Here is a 17,459-nt window from a genome sequence, read left to right as displayed (position 1 = left end):
TCCGAGTGCAACCGTGCGTAGCGTTTCGGGTGATGTTGAGGGCGGTTTAGGCTAGAATGCACGGCCTCAAAGCACACCCCTTCCCGAGGCTGTCCCGAAGATGTTGATCCTGCGCGGCGCTCCTGCCCTTTCTGCCTTTCGCCACAGCAAACTCCTTGAGCAACTGAGCCAGAAGGTTCCGGCTGTCAGTGGCTTGTATGCTGAATTCGCTCACTTCGCCGAAGTCACCGGCGTCCTGACCGGCGACGAACAGCAGGTGCTAGCGCGCCTTCTGAAGTACGGTCCAAGTGTTCCGGTTCAAGAGCCGACCGGCCGTCTGTTTCTGGTGTTGCCGCGTTTCGGCACCATCTCGCCATGGTCGAGCAAGGCCAGCGACATCGCCCGCAACTGCGGCCTGAGCAAGATCCAGCGTCTGGAGCGCGGTATCGCCTTCTACGTGGCCGGTCAGTTCAGCGAAGCCGAAGCCCAGCAGATTGCCGACGTGCTGCATGACCGCATGACCCAGATCGTGCTGGCCAACCTCGAGCAGGCCGCGGGTCTGTTCAGCCACGCCGAGCCGAAGCCGCTGACCGCGATCGACATCCTCGGTGGCGGTCGCGGCGCGCTGGAAAAAGCCAACACCGAGCTGGGCCTGGCTCTGGCTGAAGACGAGATCGACTATCTGGTCAACGCCTTCAACGGCCTCAAGCGCAACCCGCACGACATCGAACTGATGATGTTCGCCCAGGCCAACTCCGAGCACTGCCGCCACAAGATCTTCAACGCCAGTTGGGATATTGATGGCGAGAACCAGGAAAAAAGCCTGTTCGGCATGATCAAGAACACCTACGTGATGCACAGCGAAGGCGTTCTTTCGGCTTATAAGGACAACGCCTCGGTGATCGTCGGCAACGTTGCCGGCCGTTTCTTCCCGAACCCTGAAACCCGCCAGTACGGCGCGGTGCAGGAGCCGGTGCACATCCTGATGAAGGTTGAAACCCACAACCACCCGACCGCGATCGCCCCGTTCCCGGGCGCGTCGACCGGTTCCGGCGGCGAGATCCGTGACGAAGGTGCCACCGGCCGTGGCGCCAAGCCAAAGGCTGGCCTGACCGGTTTCACCGTATCCAACCTGCAGATCCCTGGCTTCGAACAGCCGTGGGAAGTGCCGTACGGCAAGCCTGAGCGCATCGTTACTGCGCTGGACATCATGATCGAAGGCCCGCTCGGCGGCGCCGCGTTCAACAACGAATTCGGTCGTCCGGCCCTGACTGGCTACTTCCGTACCTTCGAACAATCGATCACCACCCCGCACGGTGACGAAGTTCGTGGTTACCACAAGCCGATCATGCTCGCTGGCGGCATGGGCAACATCCGCGAAGAGCACGTCAAGAAAGGCGAAATCGTCGTTGGTTCCAAGCTGATCGTGCTCGGCGGCCCGGCGATGTTGATCGGTCTGGGCGGTGGCGCTGCTTCCTCGATGGCCACCGGCACCAGCTCGGCGGATCTCGACTTCGCTTCCGTACAGCGTGAAAACCCTGAAATGGAGCGTCGTTGCCAGGAAGTCATCGACCGTTGCTGGCAACTGGGTGACAAAAACCCGATCAGCTTCATCCACGACGTCGGCGCGGGCGGTCTGTCCAACGCCTTCCCGGAACTGGTCAACGACGGCGACCGCGGTGGCCGTTTTGAACTGCGCAACATTCCCAACGACGAGCCGGGCATGGCCCCGCACGAAATCTGGTCCAACGAATCCCAGGAGCGTTACGTTCTGGCGGTCGGCCCGGAAGATTTCGAGCGCTTCCAGGCGATCTGCGAACGTGAGCGTTGCCCGTTTGCCGTCGTCGGTGAGGCGACTGCCGAGCCGCAACTGACCGTGACCGACAGCCACTTCGGCAACAACCCGGTGGACATGCCACTGGAAGTGTTGCTGGGCAAAGCCCCGCGCATGCACCGTTCGGTGGTTCGCGAAGCGGAACTGGGCGATGACTTCGATCCGTCGAACCTCGATATCAGCGAATCCATCGAGCGTGTCCTGCATCACCCGGCCGTGGCCAGCAAGAGCTTCCTGATCACCATCGGCGACCGTACCATCACCGGCCTCGTGGCCCGTGACCAAATGGTCGGCCCGTGGCAGGTCCCAGTGGCCGACGTTGCCGTCACCGCCACCAGTTTCGATGTCTACACCGGTGAAGCGATGGCGATGGGCGAGCGCACTCCGCTGGCATTGCTGGACGCTCCGGCGTCGGGCCGCATGGCCATCGGCGAAACCCTGACCAACATCGCTGCTTCGCGCATCAACAAGATCTCCGACATCAAACTGTCGGCGAACTGGATGTCCGCTGCCGGCCACCCGGGCGAAGACGCGCGTCTGTACGACACCGTGAAAGCGGTCGGTATGGAGCTGTGTCCTGAGCTGGGCATCACCATTCCGGTGGGCAAGGACTCGATGTCCATGGCCACCCGTTGGAGCGATAACGGCGAAGAAAAAACCGTGACCTCGCCGATGTCGCTGATCGTGACCGGTTTCGCGCCAGTGGCTGACATCCGTCAGACCCTGACCCCGGAACTGCGCATGGACAAGGGCACCACCGATCTGATCCTGATCGACCTCGGTCGCGGGCAGAACCGTATGGGCGCTTCGATCCTTGCGCAGACACACGGCAAGCTCGGCAAACACGCGCCGGACGTCGATGACGCCGAAGACCTGAAAGCCTTCTTCGCCGTGATCCAGGGCTTGAACGCCGATGGTCATCTGCTGGCTTACCACGACCGTTCCGACGGTGGTTTGCTGACCTCCGTGGTGGAAATGGCCTTCGCCGGCCACTGCGGTCTGAGCCTGAACCTCGACAGCGTTGCCGAGTCCTCGGCAGAAATCGCTGCGATCCTGTTCAACGAAGAACTGGGCGCAGTGATCCAGGTTCGTCAGGACGCCACGCCAGACATCCTCGCGCAATTCAGCGCGGCCGGTCTGGGCGACTGCGTGTCGGTGATCGGTCAGCCGATCAACAATGGCCAGATCAACATCACCTTCAACGGTGACACCGTGTTCGAAGGCCAGCGTCGTCTGCTGCAACGTACCTGGGCTGAAACCAGCTACCAGATCCAGCGTCTGCGCGACAACGCCGACTGCGCCGAACAAGAGTTCGACGTGCTGCTGGAAGAAGACAACCCGGGCCTGAGCGTCAAGCTCAGCTACGACGTCAACCAGGACATCGCTGCGCCTTACATCAAGAAAGGCATCCGCCCACAGGTTGCCGTGCTGCGTGAGCAGGGCGTCAACGGTCAGGTGGAAATGGCCGCTGCGTTCGACCGCGCCGGTTTCAACGCGATCGACGTGCACATGAGCGACATTCTCGCTGGCCGTGTCGACCTGAACGAGTTCAAAGGTCTGGTGGCGTGCGGTGGTTTCTCCTACGGCGACGTGCTCGGCGCCGGTGAGGGCTGGGCCAAGTCGGCGCTGTTCAACAGCCGCGCCCGCGATGCGTTCCAGGGTTTCTTCGAGCGTAACGACAGCTTCACTCTCGGCGTGTGCAACGGTTGCCAGATGATGTCCAACCTGCACGAGCTGATCCCGGGCAGCGAGTTCTGGCCGCACTTCGTGCGCAACCGCTCCGAGCAGTTCGAAGCGCGCGTGGCGATGGTTCAGGTTCAGGAGTCGAACTCGATCTTCCTGCAGGGCATGGCCGGTTCGCGCATGCCGATCGCGATTGCTCACGGTGAAGGTCATGCCGAGTTCTCCAGCGAAGAAGCACTGCTGGAAGCGGATCTGTCGGGTTGCGTGGCGATGCGTTTCGTCGACAACCACGGCAAGGTCACCGAGAAGTATCCGGCTAACCCGAACGGTTCGCCGCGCGGGATTACCGGTCTCACCAGTCGTGATGGCCGTGTGACGATCATGATGCCGCACCCGGAGCGGGTGTTCCGTGCCGTGCAGAACTCGTGGCGTTCGGAAGACTGGAACGAAGATGCACCTTGGATGCGCATGTTCCGTAATGCGCGGGTCTGGGTAAACTAAAAGCGGGTGAACTAAGGCCTGTGTACAAGCTGGCGTTTTTTGTTCCTGACAGTCATGTCGAGGTGGTCAAAGGGGCTGTGTTCGCTGCCGGTGGTGGGCGGATCGGTGACTATGATCACTGTGCTTGGCAGGTGCTTGGTCTGGGCCAGTTTCGACCTTTGTGCGGCAGTCAGCCGTTCATTGGTGAGGCGGGGCAGGTCGAGCGGGTTGAGGAATGGAAGGTTGAGCTTGTAGTGGCTGATGAGTTGATCGTGGCTGTGGTGGCGGCGTTGAAGCTCAGTCATCCGTACGAGACGCCGGCTTATGAGGTGTGGCGGCTGGAAGATTTCTGATAGCCGCTTAAACAGGAAACCCGCAGATGAGAAATCGTCTGCGGGTTTTTTGTTGCCTGCGATTTTTCGGGTGATGGCGTTTTTTTAATGTGGGAGTGAGCCTGCTCGCGAAGGCGTCGGATCAGGCAATGATGTTCTGACTGATCGGGTACATATCCGTTGCTGTGGTAACGGCTGCTTAGGGTTCCGCCCTTACGGCGGGTCACTTTTTACAAACGCCTAAAAAGTAACCAAAAACGCTTGCCCCAACGTTCGGCCCACTCGCTAAAGCTCGGGGTTCCTTCGCTCCGGGATCCATCCGGGCGCATCGCCTACGGTTTGCTTCGCTGCACCTCCTCTCGATGCATTTGGCTGCGCCAAACGGTCGCTGCGCTCCCACCCCCGGATAAATCCCTCCACTCAGCCTGCCGACGGGGCCGGTGGATCAAGATCAAAAGCAGGCGAGCTGACACTCGGCCTATTGAGTGGTGAAGAGCGGGTGTTCGGCTTTGGTTTTGTGGTGGATTTGCCCCTCATCGGAACGCCGCTTGCCCAGCCCTCTGCCGAGGGAGAGGGAGAGGGAGAGGGAGAGGGAGTCGATTTTTGGGCTTTTCAGGATATGAATTCGACTCGGTCTTTCACGTCGGCGTACATCCACCAGACACCTCGGTCAGTCCCCTCTCCCTCTGGGAGAGGGCTAGGGTGAGGGTTTGCTTTTGACTGTTTAAAGCAGTGTCGAAATAGCAGAACCTTCCCACAAGGTTTTCAGGTTGTCCGTCGGACGCCCGCTCTCTAGGCTTTGCCTGTCGCTGCCAATTCAGCGACCGGGCGTGAGATCCCCGGAATGCTTGCAACTAGCGCCAACACTACGATAATTGGCGCCAGCTCAATCTGCTGCCTGTTTTATGGCGGCTGTGTGCGGGCAGACTTCGGTCTGGCCGGTTGCCTGCTCCGGTGGATCTCACCCTGCACATAGCTGCCACCTCTTCGCCGCGTGAGATCCTGCGAACGATGGCATCCCCACTTGCAGTAGCAGGAGTTGAACTTTGGACAAGCTGATCCCCGACCCACCCCACGAAACCAAAACCCCACTCGAAGAAGCCCTCCGCGCCGAAGACCAGGCCCGAAACCGCGAAGCCATCAAGCGTGCCCTCGACTTCTACCTGTGCCCCGAGCCCGCAAAGCCACGCCGGCCTAGCACCATGTTCATGGTCTGTCCGCAGGTCGACACCGAAAGCCTGCTCGCACACGCTTGCGAGTCATTAGCCTCGGCAAGTACCGCGGCCGGCAACTTCGCCAATGAGCTAAACGGTTCTCAGCGCAGCACCGTATTAGGTATCCAGCAAATCGTCATGCTCGCCGAACTGGCGGTAAATCGCGCACTGGATCGGGTAGACCCGCAAACCTGATCCATACGGGTACATCGCAAACAGGCTGGCCCCATTGGGATAGGGGCGAGCCTGCTCAAGCGCATGACTTTGGAGATTGACGTTCGCGGCTCAACTCAGTGGCAGATGTGGCATTAACCGTTCATCGGAAACACACCTTAACCTGTAATTTCTGACAGTGGCGCGATACCTCCAACTCCTGTCAGATAAGCCTTCCATCCAAACGGGTAAGAAGGAACTTGACTATGTCTGCTGAAAAAAATGTTGTGCCAGTCATCACTTCTGTGAGAGACGATAAGGGAGAGATTGACAACGGTGGTACCACCTCGGCAACTTCTGTGCAATTGAGAGGGGTTGCAGATGCTGGAGAAAAAGTTGAAATTTTCGACGGTGCTGTTTTGAGGGGGCAAGTAGTCGTCGGCGCTGCAGGACTCTGGGATTCGCACCTAACGAGTCTGATGGTGGGTGCTCATTCGGTTACGGCCAGAGGAAGCGCTGGTACGTCACCGGTTCGCACGTTTATCGTTGTTCCAGCGAAGTAACACGATATAAAAAGCCGCAGCGCTTCCTGGCACGGCGGCTTTTCATGGGTCAGTAAGGCTGTTGGACTTTTATTGCGGTTAAAACCTTCGCACTTGGCTCACTGCGATTGAGCAGAGCTTCAAGTGCTCCACTCAAACTCGCAGCTTTGTCACCCACCAACAAGTGCCAAACCCCACCCTCCAACTGGCTGACACCCTGGCAACCCAGCTCTTTCAACTGCGCGTCGGACAGAGCCTTGCCATCTGCCAGCAACAAGCGAATCCGGCTCATGGCAATGCAATCCAGTTGCAGCACGTTGTCGCCGCCACCCAGTGCATTCAGCCATTGCTGCGCTTCCGAACTCGCGACCACAAAAGCTTTCGGCTCATCAGCAACAACAGCGGTTTCAACCAGAACCGCACGCCCCAGTGAAGGCATGGCGAGGCGAATCTCATCCGCAATGCTGTCCGCCATCGGCCCCACCACCACCTGCAAACTACCGCCCTTGCCCGGACGCACAACCGCCATCGCACCCAACGCTTTCAAATCAGCATCGGACGCCTTGTTGCGATCGACCATTTCCAAGCGCAACCGCGTAGTGCAGGCGCCGACCGTCAGTAGATTTTCAGCGCCACCCAATGCCTTGATATAAGCGCTGGCGCGTTCGTTCTCGGTCAGAACCACTTTCTCTGCCGTTGCGACATCCTCACGCCCCGGCGTCTTCAAGTTGAAGCGACGAATACAGAAATCAAACACCGCGTAATACACCACGGCGTACGCCAGCCCGACCGGAATCACCAGCCAGCCATTGGTCGAGCGCCCCCAGCCCAGCACCATGTCGATGAAACCGCCGGAGAAGGTGAAGCCGAGGTGAATGTTCAGCGCATTGGTAATCGCCATCGACAACCCGGTCAGCAACGCATGCAGCAGATACAACAGCGGCGCCAAAAACATGAAGGCGAATTCGATCGGCTCGGTCACCCCGGTCAAAAACGACGTCAGCGCCATCGACAGGAAAATCCCGCCCATGACCTTGCGGCGTTCCGGCAGTGCATTGCGGTACATCGCCAGACACGCGGCGGGCAGGCCGAAGATCATCATCGGGAACATGCCGGTCATGAACTGGCCACCCTTCGGATCGCCAGCGAAGTAGCGCGACAGGTCGCCAGTCACCAATGCACCGGTAGTCGGGTCGGTGAAATTGCCGAACACAAACCACGCCATATTGTTGAGGATATGGTGCAGGCCGGTGACGATCAGCAGGCGGTTGAACACGCCAAACACGAACGCACCGATACTGCCACTTTCCATCATCAGCGCACCAAAAGCGTTGATGCCGTGCTGGATCGGCGGCCAGATATAGCCGAACACTACGCCGAGTCCGACCGCTGCAAACCCGGTGACAATCGGCACAAAGCGTCGCCCACCAAAGAACGCCAGATACTCCGGCAGCTTGATGTCCTTGAAACGGTTGTACAGCGCGCCGGCCATCAGGCCGCTGACGATCCCGGCGAGCATGCCCATGTTGATGCTCGCATCGAGCACCTTGAGCGTGGAGATCATCACCAGATAACCGATCACCCCGGCGAGGCCGGCGGTGCCGTTGTTGTCCTTGGCGAAACCGACGGCGATGCCGATGGCGAAGATCATCGCCAGGTTGGCGAAGATCACTTGGCCGGCGTCGTGGATGATCGCGATGTTCAAAAGGTCAGTGTCACCCAGCCGCAGCAGCAGGCCGGCAATCGGCAGGATCGCGATCGGCAGCATCAGCGCGCGGCCGAGGCGTTGCAGGCCTTCGATGAAGAGTTGGTACATGGCGTTTGTCCTTGTTGTTTTTGTTAGCGCAGAGGCCAATGTTGATGACAGGCGTGGCGCACGGCGGCGGCGCTGCTCAGCTTGAGCAGGTCGCGGCTGAGGCGCTGGCATTCGGCTTCGTGGACCTGGCGCACGCGATCCTTGATTTCCCCGATCTGCACCGGGCTGACCGACAGTTCGGTAACGCCCAGACCAATCAACACTGGCGTCGCCAGCGGGTCGGAGGCGAGGGCGCCGCAGACGCCGACCCAACGCTTGTGCACCGCCGCGCCTTCGCAGGTCATGGCGATCAGGCGCAACAGCGCCGGGTGCAGGGCGTCGACACGGGCGGCCAAACCTGCGTGGTCGCGATCCATGGCCAAGGTGTATTGCGACAAATCGTTGGTGCCGATCGAGAGGAAGTCGGCGTGTTCGGCGAGTTGTTCGGCCTGCAGCGCGGCGGCGGGGACTTCGATCATCACGCCGATTTCCGGGCGTTGCGTGATGCCCATCTCCAGGCACAGCGCATCGACGCGTTGGCGAATGTGCAGCAGCTCATCGACTTCGGTGACCATCGGCAACAGGATCCGGCAACGGTGCAGCGGGCTGACTTGCAGCAGCGCGCGCAGTTGCTGATCGAGGATTTCCGGGCGCGCCTGAGCCAGACGAATGCCGCGCAGGCCGAGTACCGGGTTGGCTTCGATCGGCAGCGGCAGGTAGTCGAGTTGTTTGTCGCCGCCGACGTCGATGGTGCGGATGATCACTGACTTGTCGCCCATCGCATCGATCACGGCTTGATAGGCGCTGCGTTGCTCTTCGACGTCCGGAGCGGTCTGACGATCAACGAATAAAAACTCGGTGCGCAGCAGGCCGACACCATCGGCACCGTTGGCAAAGGCATCTGCCGCTTCACCGCTGGAAGCGACATTGGCGACGACTTCGATGTGCACGCCATTTCGCGTTTCGGCTGGCAGGTGAGCTTTGGCCTGCTGCGCGTCGCGACGTTGCTGGCGATCAATTTGCATCTGTTGAACTTCAGCCAGACGATCGGCATTCGGTGTCAGTTCGAGACGTCCACCGTCAGCATCGAGCACCACCGAATGACCTTGCGGCTGATCAAGCAATGCCGAACCCAGCGCCACCATGCACGGCAGCCCTTTGCCGCGCGCCAGAATCGCCACATGCGAAGTCGCGCCACCCGCGGCCATGCACAACCCGGCGACACCTTGCGCGCTGAGTTGCAGCAAATCCGAGGGCGTCAGTTCATGTGCGGCAACAATGGCGCCTGCCGGCACGTCGTAATTCCACGCCTCACCGAGCAACGCACGTAGTACGCGTTGTTTGAGGTCGCGCAGATCGTTGGCGCGTTCGGCCAGCAGCGCGCTGCCGGTGTGTTGCAAGACTTCGCATTGCACATCTATAGACTGGCTCCAGGCGTGAGTCGCCGCAGTGCCTTGTTCGATGGATTGCTGTGCAGCGTCGAGCAGCGCCGGGTCTTCGAGCAGTGCCAGATGCGCGGCGAAGATCGCTTCTTCATCGGCATTCTTGTGTTTTTTCGCTTGAACCAGGGTGCCGTCGATTTCATTGCGTACCTGAGTCAGTGCAGCGTCGAGCACCTGCTGTTGCTGCAGCGGATCATGGTTGCCCGTATCCACTGGCAAACTGATCGCGTTCAAACGAAACAGCGGCCCGCCGACCAGTCCTGGCGCAGCGCAGACACCGTGTAATACGCCAGCTTCGGCCGGGCGTTTAATAGCGGCAACATTGACCGGCGCCGCAGCGTGATGATCATCCGGGAGCGCCGTGGCCAATGCTGTGAGCAATGCTTGCAACGCCGCTTCGGCATCCGGCCCCTGACAGCTGACCTGCACTTCATCCTGCTCGCCAACCGCCAGGCCCATCAGGCCGATCAGGCTGTTGCACGGCGCCGATTTACCGGCGAAGTGCAGCTGAGACTGGCTCTTGAAACCTTGCGCAGTCTGCCGAATCAACGCGGCCGGGCGTGCATGCAATCCACCGCGATGAGCCACCAGCACATGACCATGAACCTCCGGCCCGCCGACGACTTCAGCGCTCGCCGCCGAACCGTTGCGCGCCACAATGTGCAGCAACGGCTCTCCGACCTTCACCGCTTTGAGGGTGATCGGCCGTACCTGGAAATCCTGGCTGTTGGTCAGGATCAACAAGCTGACGAGGCTTTTGCACTGTTGGCCGACCTTGTCGAGGTCATAGCGCAACAACGGCTGGCCCTTGCTGACACGCGTGCCATCCTTGACCAGCATCGAGAAGCCTTCGCCGTTCAACTCAACGGTGTCGAGCCCCAGGTGCAGGAGGATTTCCGCGCCGTTGTCGGCACGCACAGTGAGTGCATGGCTGGTGCGCGCGACGTGAATGATCACTCCGGCGCACGGCGAGTACAGGGTGTCGTTGATCGGGTCGATGGCAATGCCGTCGCCCATCGCGCCGCTGGCGAACACCGCGTCCGGGACTTTGGCGAGCGTGAGCACCGGGCCGCTGAGCGGGGCGCTGAGGGTCAGCTCTTTATTGTTGTTGTGCATGGCTCGGTCTCATCGGTTAAATCTCGGGTTCGATGTCCCCTGTAGGCGCTGCCGAAGGCTGCGATCTTTTGATCTTGTTTTTTTGGATCAAAATCAAAAGATCGCAGCCTTCGGCAGCTCCTGCAGGTTTGCTTCAATTAGTGCGTGCGGGTCACTTTGCTCAGGTGGCGCGGCTGATCCGGGTCCATGCCACGGGCCACGGCCAGACCTGCGGCCATCACGTAGAAGCTCTGGATCGCCAGGATTGGATCGAGGGCCGGATGTTCGGCGCGGGTCAGGGTCAGATCGCGTTCGCTGACGTCATCCGGCGCGGCCAGCAACACACGGGCGCCGCGCTGACGCATTTCTGCCGCGAGACTCAGAAGGCCAGCCTGCTCTGCGCCGCGTGGGGCGAAAACCAGCAACGGATAATGTTCATCGATCAGGGCCATCGGGCCGTGACGCACTTCGGCGCTGCTGAACGCTTCGGCCTGAATCGCCGAGGTTTCCTTGAATTTCAGCGCCGCTTCCTGAGCGATGGCGAAACCGGCACCACGACCAATGACCATCAAGCGCTCGCAATCGCGCAGGGCTTCAATGGCCACGCCCCAGTCCTGTTTCGCCGCTTCGCGCAGGCCTTCGGGCAAGCCGTTACCGGCCTCAAGCAATTCGCTGTCCTCTTTCCAGTGCGCGATCAAACGAGCGCTGGCGCTGAGGGTGGCGATAAAACTCTTGGTCGCGGCGACGCTGCTTTCAGTGCCGGCGAGCAGCGGCACGCTGAATTCACACGCCGCTTCCAGTGGCGAATCGGCGGCGTTGACCATCGACACGCTCAGCGCGCCACGCTTGCGCAACAGGCGCAGGCTGTTGACCAGATCCGGGCTCTGCCCCGATTGCGAAAACGCGAACGCGACCTGACCGCTGACCTTCAATGGCGCCTGCTGCATGGTCACCACCGACATCGGCAACGACGCCACCGGCACGCCCAGTTGCTGCATGGTCAGGTAGGCGAAGTAGCTCGCCGCGTGGTCGGAGCTGCCGCGCGCAACGGTCATCGCCACTTGCGGTGGCTGACGGCGCAGACGCCCGGCGATCTCGATCATTTGCGGGTCGAGCTGTTGCAGTTGGGCTTGCACAGCCTCGAACGAGGACAGCGCCTCCTCAAGCATTTTTGAAGTCAATGTCTTCTCCTTCGACCATGACGGCGGTCAGTGTGAGTGAGCGATCCAGCCGCACGCAGTCGGCCCAGGCACCCGGTTGCAAGCGCCCGCGTTCGGTGATGCCGAGGTAATCGGCGGGGAATTGCGACAGGCGCTGCGAGGCTTCGGCGATCGGCAAACCGATCTTCACCAGGTTGCGCAGGGCTTGATCCATGGTCAGCGTGCTGCCGGCCAAAGTGCCGTCCGGCAGGCGCACGCCGCCCAGGCATTTGGTCACGGTGTGGCTGCCGAGCTTGTATTCACCGTCGGGCATGCCGGCGGCAGCGGTCGAATCGGTCACGCAATACAGGCACGGGATCGAGCGCAGGGCCACGCGGATGGCGCCGGGGTGCACGTGCAGCAAATCCGGAATCAGCTCGGCGAATTTGGCGTGGGCCAGCGCAGCGCCGACGATGCCCGGTTCGCGGTGATGCAGCGGGCTCATGGCGTTGTAGAGGTGGGTGAAACTGGTCGCGCCGGCCTCCAGTGCGGCGACGCCTTCCTCGTAACTGCCGAGGGTGTGGCCGATCTGCATGCGCACGCCACGGCTGCTCAGCTCACGGATCAAACCGTCGTGGCCGGCGATTTCCGGGGCGATGGTGATCACCCGGATCGGCGCCAGTGCCAGGTATTCTTCGACTTCGGCCATCAATGCGGTGTGGGCGAAATTCGGTTGCGCGCCGAGTTTTCCCGGATTGATGTACGGACCTTCGAGGTGTACGCCGAGGACCCGCGCGGCACCTTTCGGACGCTGTTCGCAGAATTCTCCGACTTCTTTCAAGACACTGGAGATCTCGGCACTCGGCGCGGTCATGGTGGTGGCGAGCAGCGAGGTGGTGCCGAAGCGCACGTGGGTTCTGGTGATGGTCTCGAAGGCGCTGGCGCCTTCCATGATGTCTTTGCCACCACCGCCGTGGACGTGCAGATCGATGAAACCGGGCAGCAGATACGGCAGATCATTAGTTGCCGGATCGCAGGGTACGCCTTCGATCGACACGACTTTGCCGTGTTCGTGGATCAGCCGGCCGCGAATCCAGCCGCTGGCGGTGAGGATGTTGTCTTCGGACATTTTGGTTCTCGCTTGTGGCTGCGCTTATCGACGCAGCTCTTTATCGACGAAGCTCTTTATCTACGAAGCTCTGCAACAAAGTCGTAGTAGTCGTTGCGGCAATAGGTGTCGGTGACTTCGATCGGTGTGTTGTCTTCCAGATAACCGACCCGGGTCATCAGCAGCATCGCGGTGCCGGGGGCGATGCCGACCAGCGCGGCGAACTCGTCCGAGGCGTTGATCGCCTGGATGTGCTGCAGGGCGCGGACGATCGGCTTGCCGATGCCGTCGAGGTATTCGTAGAGCGAATCGCCGACCCGTTGCGGCTTGGGCATGATCGAGGCGGGCAGAGTGCTCATCTCGATGGCCATAACGGTGTCATCGGCTTTGCGCAGACGCTTCATGCGCGCGACCTTGTCGTTCGGCGACAGGCTGAGGCGGATCAGTTCTTCGTGAGTCGGCAGGGTGATTTCACGTTCCAGCCAGTGTGAGCTGGGTACGAAGCCCTTGAGGCGGAGCATTTCGCTGAAGCCCGAAAGGCGCGACAGCGGTTGTTCGAGGCGTGGGGTAATGAAGGTGCCGGAGCCTTGCAAGCGGCGGATCAAGCCTTGATCGAGGAGGACTTCCAGCGCCTTGCGCGCAGTCACTCGGGAGATGCCCAGTTGCTCGCTGAGGTTGCGTTCCGAGGGCATCGCCTGCTCGGACTTCCACTGCCCGGCATGAATCGCGGCTTCCAGATTGCGCGCCAGCTGCAGGTACAGCGGCGTCGGCTGGGAGTCGTCCGGGCGTAGGGTATGGAGGTCGTTCATGTAGGGCATTTCCGTCGCGAATATAGGATTGTTGTGGCTCGCTTGTGGGGCGGAAATTAATACCACTTGAATACCATGTCAACGCAGGCAATCGGCGGTTAATCCAATGAAATGGCGGGTTTTAGAGGGGGTGGTTTGAAGTGGTATTAAAGGTGGGCTGTAAAAAGCAAAAGATCGCAGCCTGCGGCAGCTCCTACAGTTGAGAGTGGTATCACCCTTGTAGGCGCTGCCGCAGGCTGCGATCTTTTGATTTATTTTTTTGCGGGTGACCAGCGGTCGCTGCTTAAGGGCGGATTTCGACCATCGTGCCGTCCGGCACCAGATTCCACACTTCACGCATGTCGACGTTACGCATGGCGACGCAGCCGTCAGTCCAGTCCAGGGTGTGGAACAGGTCTTCCGGGGTTTCTTCCGAATCCGGCGTGCCGTGGATCATGATCATCCCGCCAGGCTCGACGCCTTCGCGTCGGGCGCGGGCTGAATCGCTGATGTTCGGGTAGGAGATGTGCATCGACAGGTTGAATTTGTCGCTGGTCTTGCGCCAGTCGATCCAATAGAAACCTTCCGGCGTGCGTTTGTCGCCTTCAATCAGTTTCGGGCCTTTTTTCGCGCCCTTGCCCAAGGAAATGCGATAGGTCTTGAGCGGCTTGCCGTCGGCGATCAGCTGCAATTGATGCGCCGATTTGAGCACCAGGACTTTTTCGATAAGCGGGGTATTCGCGGGCGTCACGGTGGTCACGAAGGACGCTTGGGAGACGGTAACGAACGACAGGCAGAACAGGGCAAGCAACCAGCGCATTGAAACGATTCCCCAGGAATGACGCAGATACATGATTTATAGGTGTTGTGCAGACGTGCTCGGGTTATCGGCTGGCCGGCGACGAAATCAAGTAATGGCAGGTTGAGCAAGCGGCGGAATCGATTCCGAACGAACCGGATACACCTCAACACGCCGATCAGCAAAGAAGCATTCTAAGGTACGCCCCACCGTGCGGAAAGCCAGCTCGTCCCAGGGAATGTCGGCTTCGTCGAATAGTTGCACTTCGAGGCTCTCGGGGCCCGCAGCAAAGTCCAGATCGACCAGTTCGGCGCGGAAGAACACATGCACCTGACTGATGTGCGGCACGTCGATCAGCGTATAGATGCTCAAGTTACGCACCCGGGCGCAGGCTTCTTCGGCAGTTTCGCGCACGGCGGCCTGCTCGATGGTCTCGCCGTTCTCCATGAAACCGGCGGGCAAGGTCCAGTAACCGAGGCGCGGCTCGATGGCGCGGCGACAGAGCAACACTTTCGTGCCCCAGGTCGGCACGCAGCCGGCAACGATATTGGGATTTTGATAGTGAATGGTCTGACAGCTGTCACAGACAAATCGCAGCCGCGAGTCGCCTTCGGGAATGCGCTGGGTGACCGGGTTACCGCAGTGGCTGCAAAATTTCATGCTGGGCTTCCTGAATGCTGCGCCTATCTTGGCGTGCAGCGGTGCCGGTCGGCAAGTTGTCGTTTCGCGACACGGCGGGTTTCGGGGGCTTGGGCGGCTGCAATGATTGGTGCATGATGCAGGGTAAGGCACTGATCGAGAACACTCATGCTGGACGAGCTACTGCATAGGGTAAGCAACCACACACCGCGCACGCTGGAGACCGACACACGTTTCCCCGAGGCCGCCGTTCTGGTGCCGATCACCCGCAGTGATGAGCCGGAACTGGTGCTGACCTTGCGTGCCAGCGGGCTCTCGACGCACGGTGGCGAAGTCGCCTTCCCCGGTGGCCGCCGCGATCCGGAAGACCCGGACCTGATCTTTACCGCACTACGTGAGGCCGAAGAAGAAATCGGCCTGCCGCCGGGCCTGGTAGAAGTCATTGGTCCACTCAGCCCCCTGATTTCCCTGCACGGCATCAAGGTCACGCCTTATGTCGGCGTCATCCCCGATTTTGTCGAGTACCGCGCCAACGATGCCGAAATCGCTGCCGTCTTCAGCGTGCCGCTGGAGTTCTTCCGCAAAGACCCTCGCGAACACACTCACCGTATCGACTATCAGGGCCGCAGTTGGTACGTGCCGAGCTATCGGTTTGGCGAATACAAGATCTGGGGGCTGACCGCGATCATGATCGTCGAGTTGATCAATCTGCTCTATGACGCCAAGATCAGTCTGCACCAACCGCCGAAAAGCTTTATTGATACGTAAGCCATCGTTCGAATGGCCATCACCGTGAGCCCTGAGGAAAACAAGATGAAATACCGCTTGGGCGACGCCCGTGTCGAAACCCATCCACAAAGCTGGGTCGCCCCCAATGCCGTGCTGGTGGGCAAGGTCAAACTGGAAGAGGGCGCCAACGTCTGGTTCAACGCCGTGCTGCGCGGCGATAACGAACTGATCCTGATCGGCAAGAACAGCAATGTGCAGGATGGCACCGTGATGCACACTGACATGGGCTACCCGCTGACCATCGGCACCGGCGTGACCATTGGCCACAATGCCATGCTGCATGGTTGCACCGTCGGCGATTACAGCCTGATCGGCATCAATGCGGTGATTCTCAACGGCGCGAAGATCGGCAAGAACTGCATCATTGGCGCCAATTCGCTGATCGGCGAGGGCAAGGAAATTCCCGATGGTTCGCTGGTGATGGGCTCGCCGGGCAAGGTCGTGCGCGAGCTGACCGAGCCGCAGAAGAAGATGCTCGAGGCCAGCGCCGCGCACTATGTGCATAACTCCCAGCGTTATGCGCGCGATCTGATTGAGCAGGAAGAATGAACACGCCCGAAAGACCTGTAGCCTCGCCATGCGTGAATATTTGTGCGCTGGATGAGGCTGACATCTGCACTGGCTGCCAGCGTACGGTCGAGGAAATCACCCGCTGGGGCCGCATGAGCAATGACGAGCGCCGTGTGGTGTTGGGGTTGTGTCATGAGCGAGCGAAGGCGAGTGGGTTGGTGTGGATGATCCCTTCGAAATCGTGATCGGCTTGAGAGTGCCCTCACCCTAACCCTCTCCCAGGGGGAGAGGCGACTGACCGAGGTGTCTTTCGCTATACGCCGACCTGACATGTCGAGTCGGACTCAAGATTTGAAAGGCCCCCAACAGGCTCCCTTCCCTTCGTTTGAAGGGGGAGGGAATGACCGGGGTGATTGTTCGGTCCGTACCGGCCTGCGTTCTCCAGTCGAACTCGGGATTCGATTCAACGAAGATCTGCTCCCTTTCCCCCTCGCCCCCTTGGGGGCGGTCCGACGTTTCGGGAGGGCTGGGGTGAGGGGGTGGCTCTTGATCTGCGGGTCCAGTAATCTGTGCGCCAATCTGCCAGGTCGCCTCCATGATTTTCCTCATCGCCTACATCAGCAGCGTCGTGCTGATCAACTTCGCCTTCTCCACCGCGCCGCATCTGGACATCATCTGGTCGGCATGGGGTGGTCTGGTGTTCGTGCTGCGCGACATGGTGCAAACCCGCTTCGGCCACGGCGCCATCGTGGCAATGCTGGCGGCGCTGGTGCTGTCCTACGTCACCTCCGATCCCTCCATCGCGCTGGCCAGCGCCACGGCGTTCGCGGTTTCCGAGTGCATCGACTGGCTGGTGTTCAGCATCACCAAACGGCCATTGCGCGACCGCTTGTGGATAAGTTCGGCACTGAGCATCCCCCTCGACACCTTCATCTTTTTCGGCATGATCGACCTGCTGACGCCACCGGTGATCATCACCGCGCTGGCCTCGAAATTCGCCGGTGTCACCGCCGTCTGGCTGATCATGGCCTGGCGCGAGCGCAAACAGGCCGTCGCCGGCTGAAGCCAAACCCTCAGGTTCATGTAAAATGCCGCGCTTTCTCCCCATGGAAAGCGCGTCAGGCGTTGCTTTCCTCGA

The 17,459-nt window shown here is 60.4% G+C and carries 15 protein-coding genes; 8 read left to right on the top strand and 7 right to left on the bottom strand.

Going from position 1 to position 17,459, the window contains the following annotated elements; all coding sequences use genetic code 11:
- Window positions 1–100: 100 nt before the first annotated feature.
- The 4 genes from purL (at window position 101) to CKW17_RS07440 (ending at window position 6,238) form a co-directional block, all read left to right on the top strand.
- Window positions 101–3,997 (top strand): phosphoribosylformylglycinamidine synthase, encoded by a 3,897-nt coding sequence (gene purL / locus CKW17_RS07455; protein WP_095119365.1) that lies wholly within the window; start codon window positions 101–103, stop codon window positions 3,995–3,997.
- A gap of 20 nt (window positions 3,998–4,017) precedes the next feature.
- Window positions 4,018–4,329: a YqfO family protein gene (locus CKW17_RS07450; RefSeq protein WP_095119364.1), complete on the top strand. Its 312-nt coding sequence runs from the start codon at window positions 4,018–4,020 to the stop codon at window positions 4,327–4,329.
- A gap of 1,025 nt (window positions 4,330–5,354) precedes the next feature.
- Window positions 5,355–5,717 (top strand): DUF6124 family protein, encoded by a 363-nt coding sequence (locus CKW17_RS07445; protein WP_095119363.1) that lies wholly within the window; start codon window positions 5,355–5,357, stop codon window positions 5,715–5,717.
- A gap of 224 nt (window positions 5,718–5,941) precedes the next feature.
- Window positions 5,942–6,238: a hypothetical protein gene (locus tag CKW17_RS07440; protein WP_095119362.1), complete on the top strand. Its 297-nt coding sequence runs from the start codon at window positions 5,942–5,944 to the stop codon at window positions 6,236–6,238.
- Between the two features lie 49 nt (window positions 6,239–6,287).
- Here the strand turns inward: CKW17_RS07440 and nagE are convergent, their stop codons facing one another.
- The 7 genes from nagE to CKW17_RS07405 all read right to left on the bottom strand — a co-directional run bounded on the left by nagE (window position 6,288) and on the right by CKW17_RS07405 (window position 15,043).
- Window positions 6,288–8,033 (bottom strand): N-acetylglucosamine-specific PTS transporter subunit IIBC, encoded by a 1,746-nt coding sequence (nagE, locus tag CKW17_RS07435; protein WP_095119361.1) that lies wholly within the window; start codon window positions 8,031–8,033, stop codon window positions 6,288–6,290.
- Between the two features lie 23 nt (window positions 8,034–8,056).
- Window positions 8,057–10,570 (bottom strand): phosphoenolpyruvate--protein phosphotransferase, encoded by a 2,514-nt coding sequence (gene ptsP, locus CKW17_RS07430; RefSeq protein WP_095119360.1) that lies wholly within the window; start codon window positions 10,568–10,570, stop codon window positions 8,057–8,059.
- A 137-nt stretch (window positions 10,571–10,707) separates the two neighbouring features.
- Window positions 10,708–11,730, bottom strand: a complete 1,023-nt coding sequence (locus CKW17_RS07425) for an SIS domain-containing protein (RefSeq protein WP_095119359.1) — start codon at window positions 11,728–11,730, stop codon at window positions 10,708–10,710.
- On the bottom strand, window positions 11,711–12,817 hold the full coding sequence (gene nagA, locus CKW17_RS07420) for an N-acetylglucosamine-6-phosphate deacetylase (RefSeq protein ID WP_095119358.1): 1,107 nt from the start codon (window positions 12,815–12,817) through the stop codon (window positions 11,711–11,713). Before nagA ends, CKW17_RS07425 begins: the two co-directional genes overlap by 20 nt.
- Before the next feature lie 56 nt (window positions 12,818–12,873).
- Window positions 12,874–13,605, bottom strand: coding sequence for a GntR family transcriptional regulator (locus CKW17_RS07415; protein WP_077571250.1), 732 nt, complete (start codon window positions 13,603–13,605; stop codon window positions 12,874–12,876).
- Window positions 13,606–13,888: 283 nt separating this feature from the next.
- Window positions 13,889–14,404, bottom strand: a complete 516-nt coding sequence (locus tag CKW17_RS07410) for a murein L,D-transpeptidase family protein (protein ID WP_077571251.1) — start codon at window positions 14,402–14,404, stop codon at window positions 13,889–13,891.
- An 87-nt stretch (window positions 14,405–14,491) separates the two neighbouring features.
- Window positions 14,492–15,043: an NUDIX hydrolase gene (locus CKW17_RS07405; RefSeq protein ID WP_095119357.1), complete on the bottom strand. Its 552-nt coding sequence runs from the start codon at window positions 15,041–15,043 to the stop codon at window positions 14,492–14,494.
- A gap of 147 nt (window positions 15,044–15,190) precedes the next feature.
- Here CKW17_RS07405 and CKW17_RS07400 point away from each other — a divergent pair, with 147 nt between their 5' ends.
- The 4 genes from CKW17_RS07400 (at window position 15,191) to CKW17_RS07380 (ending at window position 17,384) form a co-directional block, all read left to right on the top strand.
- The gene (locus CKW17_RS07400; protein WP_095119356.1) at window positions 15,191–15,790 is read left to right on the top strand and encodes a CoA pyrophosphatase; all 600 of its coding nucleotides are present in this window, start codon (window positions 15,191–15,193) and stop codon (window positions 15,788–15,790) included.
- A gap of 45 nt (window positions 15,791–15,835) precedes the next feature.
- A complete protein-coding gene (locus CKW17_RS07395; protein WP_046048198.1) occupies window positions 15,836–16,360 on the top strand; it encodes a gamma carbonic anhydrase family protein in 525 nt (174 codons plus the stop codon).
- A complete protein-coding gene (locus CKW17_RS07390; protein ID WP_095112570.1) occupies window positions 16,357–16,566 on the top strand; it encodes a DUF1289 domain-containing protein in 210 nt (69 codons plus the stop codon). Before CKW17_RS07395 ends, CKW17_RS07390 begins: the two co-directional genes overlap by 4 nt.
- A gap of 350 nt (window positions 16,567–16,916) precedes the next feature.
- Window positions 16,917–17,384 (top strand): VUT family protein, encoded by a 468-nt coding sequence (locus CKW17_RS07380; RefSeq protein ID WP_016986366.1) that lies wholly within the window; start codon window positions 16,917–16,919, stop codon window positions 17,382–17,384.
- Window positions 17,385–17,459 lie beyond the last annotated feature (75 nt).

It is taken from the genome of Pseudomonas sp. Irchel s3f10, assembly GCF_900187515.1.
GTDB lineage: Bacteria > Pseudomonadota > Gammaproteobacteria > Pseudomonadales > Pseudomonadaceae > Aquipseudomonas > Aquipseudomonas tensinigenes.
This window is presented reverse-complemented; position numbering and strand designations above follow the sequence as displayed.

What these genes read in the sequence shown, in the direction of transcription:
- CKW17_RS07405 (WP_095119357.1), bottom strand. Translation starts at nt 15,043, where the DNA reads ATGAAATTTTGCAGCCACTGCGGTAACCCGGTCACCCAGCGCATTCCC.
- CKW17_RS07440 (WP_095119362.1), top strand. Translation starts at nt 5,942, where the DNA reads ATGTCTGCTGAAAAAAATGTTGTGCCAGTCATCACTTCTGTGAGAGAC.
- CKW17_RS07395 (WP_046048198.1), top strand. Translation starts at nt 15,836, where the DNA reads ATGAAATACCGCTTGGGCGACGCCCGTGTCGAAACCCATCCACAAAGC.
- nagA (WP_095119358.1), bottom strand. Translation starts at nt 12,817, where the DNA reads ATGTCCGAAGACAACATCCTCACCGCCAGCGGCTGGATTCGCGGCCGG.
- purL (WP_095119365.1), top strand. Translation starts at nt 101, where the DNA reads ATGTTGATCCTGCGCGGCGCTCCTGCCCTTTCTGCCTTTCGCCACAGC.
- CKW17_RS07415 (WP_077571250.1), bottom strand. Translation starts at nt 13,605, where the DNA reads ATGAACGACCTCCATACCCTACGCCCGGACGACTCCCAGCCGACGCCG.
- CKW17_RS07400 (WP_095119356.1), top strand. Translation starts at nt 15,191, where the DNA reads ATGCTGGACGAGCTACTGCATAGGGTAAGCAACCACACACCGCGCACG.
- CKW17_RS07390 (WP_095112570.1), top strand. Translation starts at nt 16,357, where the DNA reads ATGAACACGCCCGAAAGACCTGTAGCCTCGCCATGCGTGAATATTTGT.
- ptsP (WP_095119360.1), bottom strand. Translation starts at nt 10,570, where the DNA reads ATGCACAACAACAATAAAGAGCTGACCCTCAGCGCCCCGCTCAGCGGC.
- CKW17_RS07410 (WP_077571251.1), bottom strand. Translation starts at nt 14,404, where the DNA reads ATGCGCTGGTTGCTTGCCCTGTTCTGCCTGTCGTTCGTTACCGTCTCC.
- CKW17_RS07380 (WP_016986366.1), top strand. Translation starts at nt 16,917, where the DNA reads ATGATTTTCCTCATCGCCTACATCAGCAGCGTCGTGCTGATCAACTTC.
- nagE (WP_095119361.1), bottom strand. Translation starts at nt 8,033, where the DNA reads ATGTACCAACTCTTCATCGAAGGCCTGCAACGCCTCGGCCGCGCGCTG.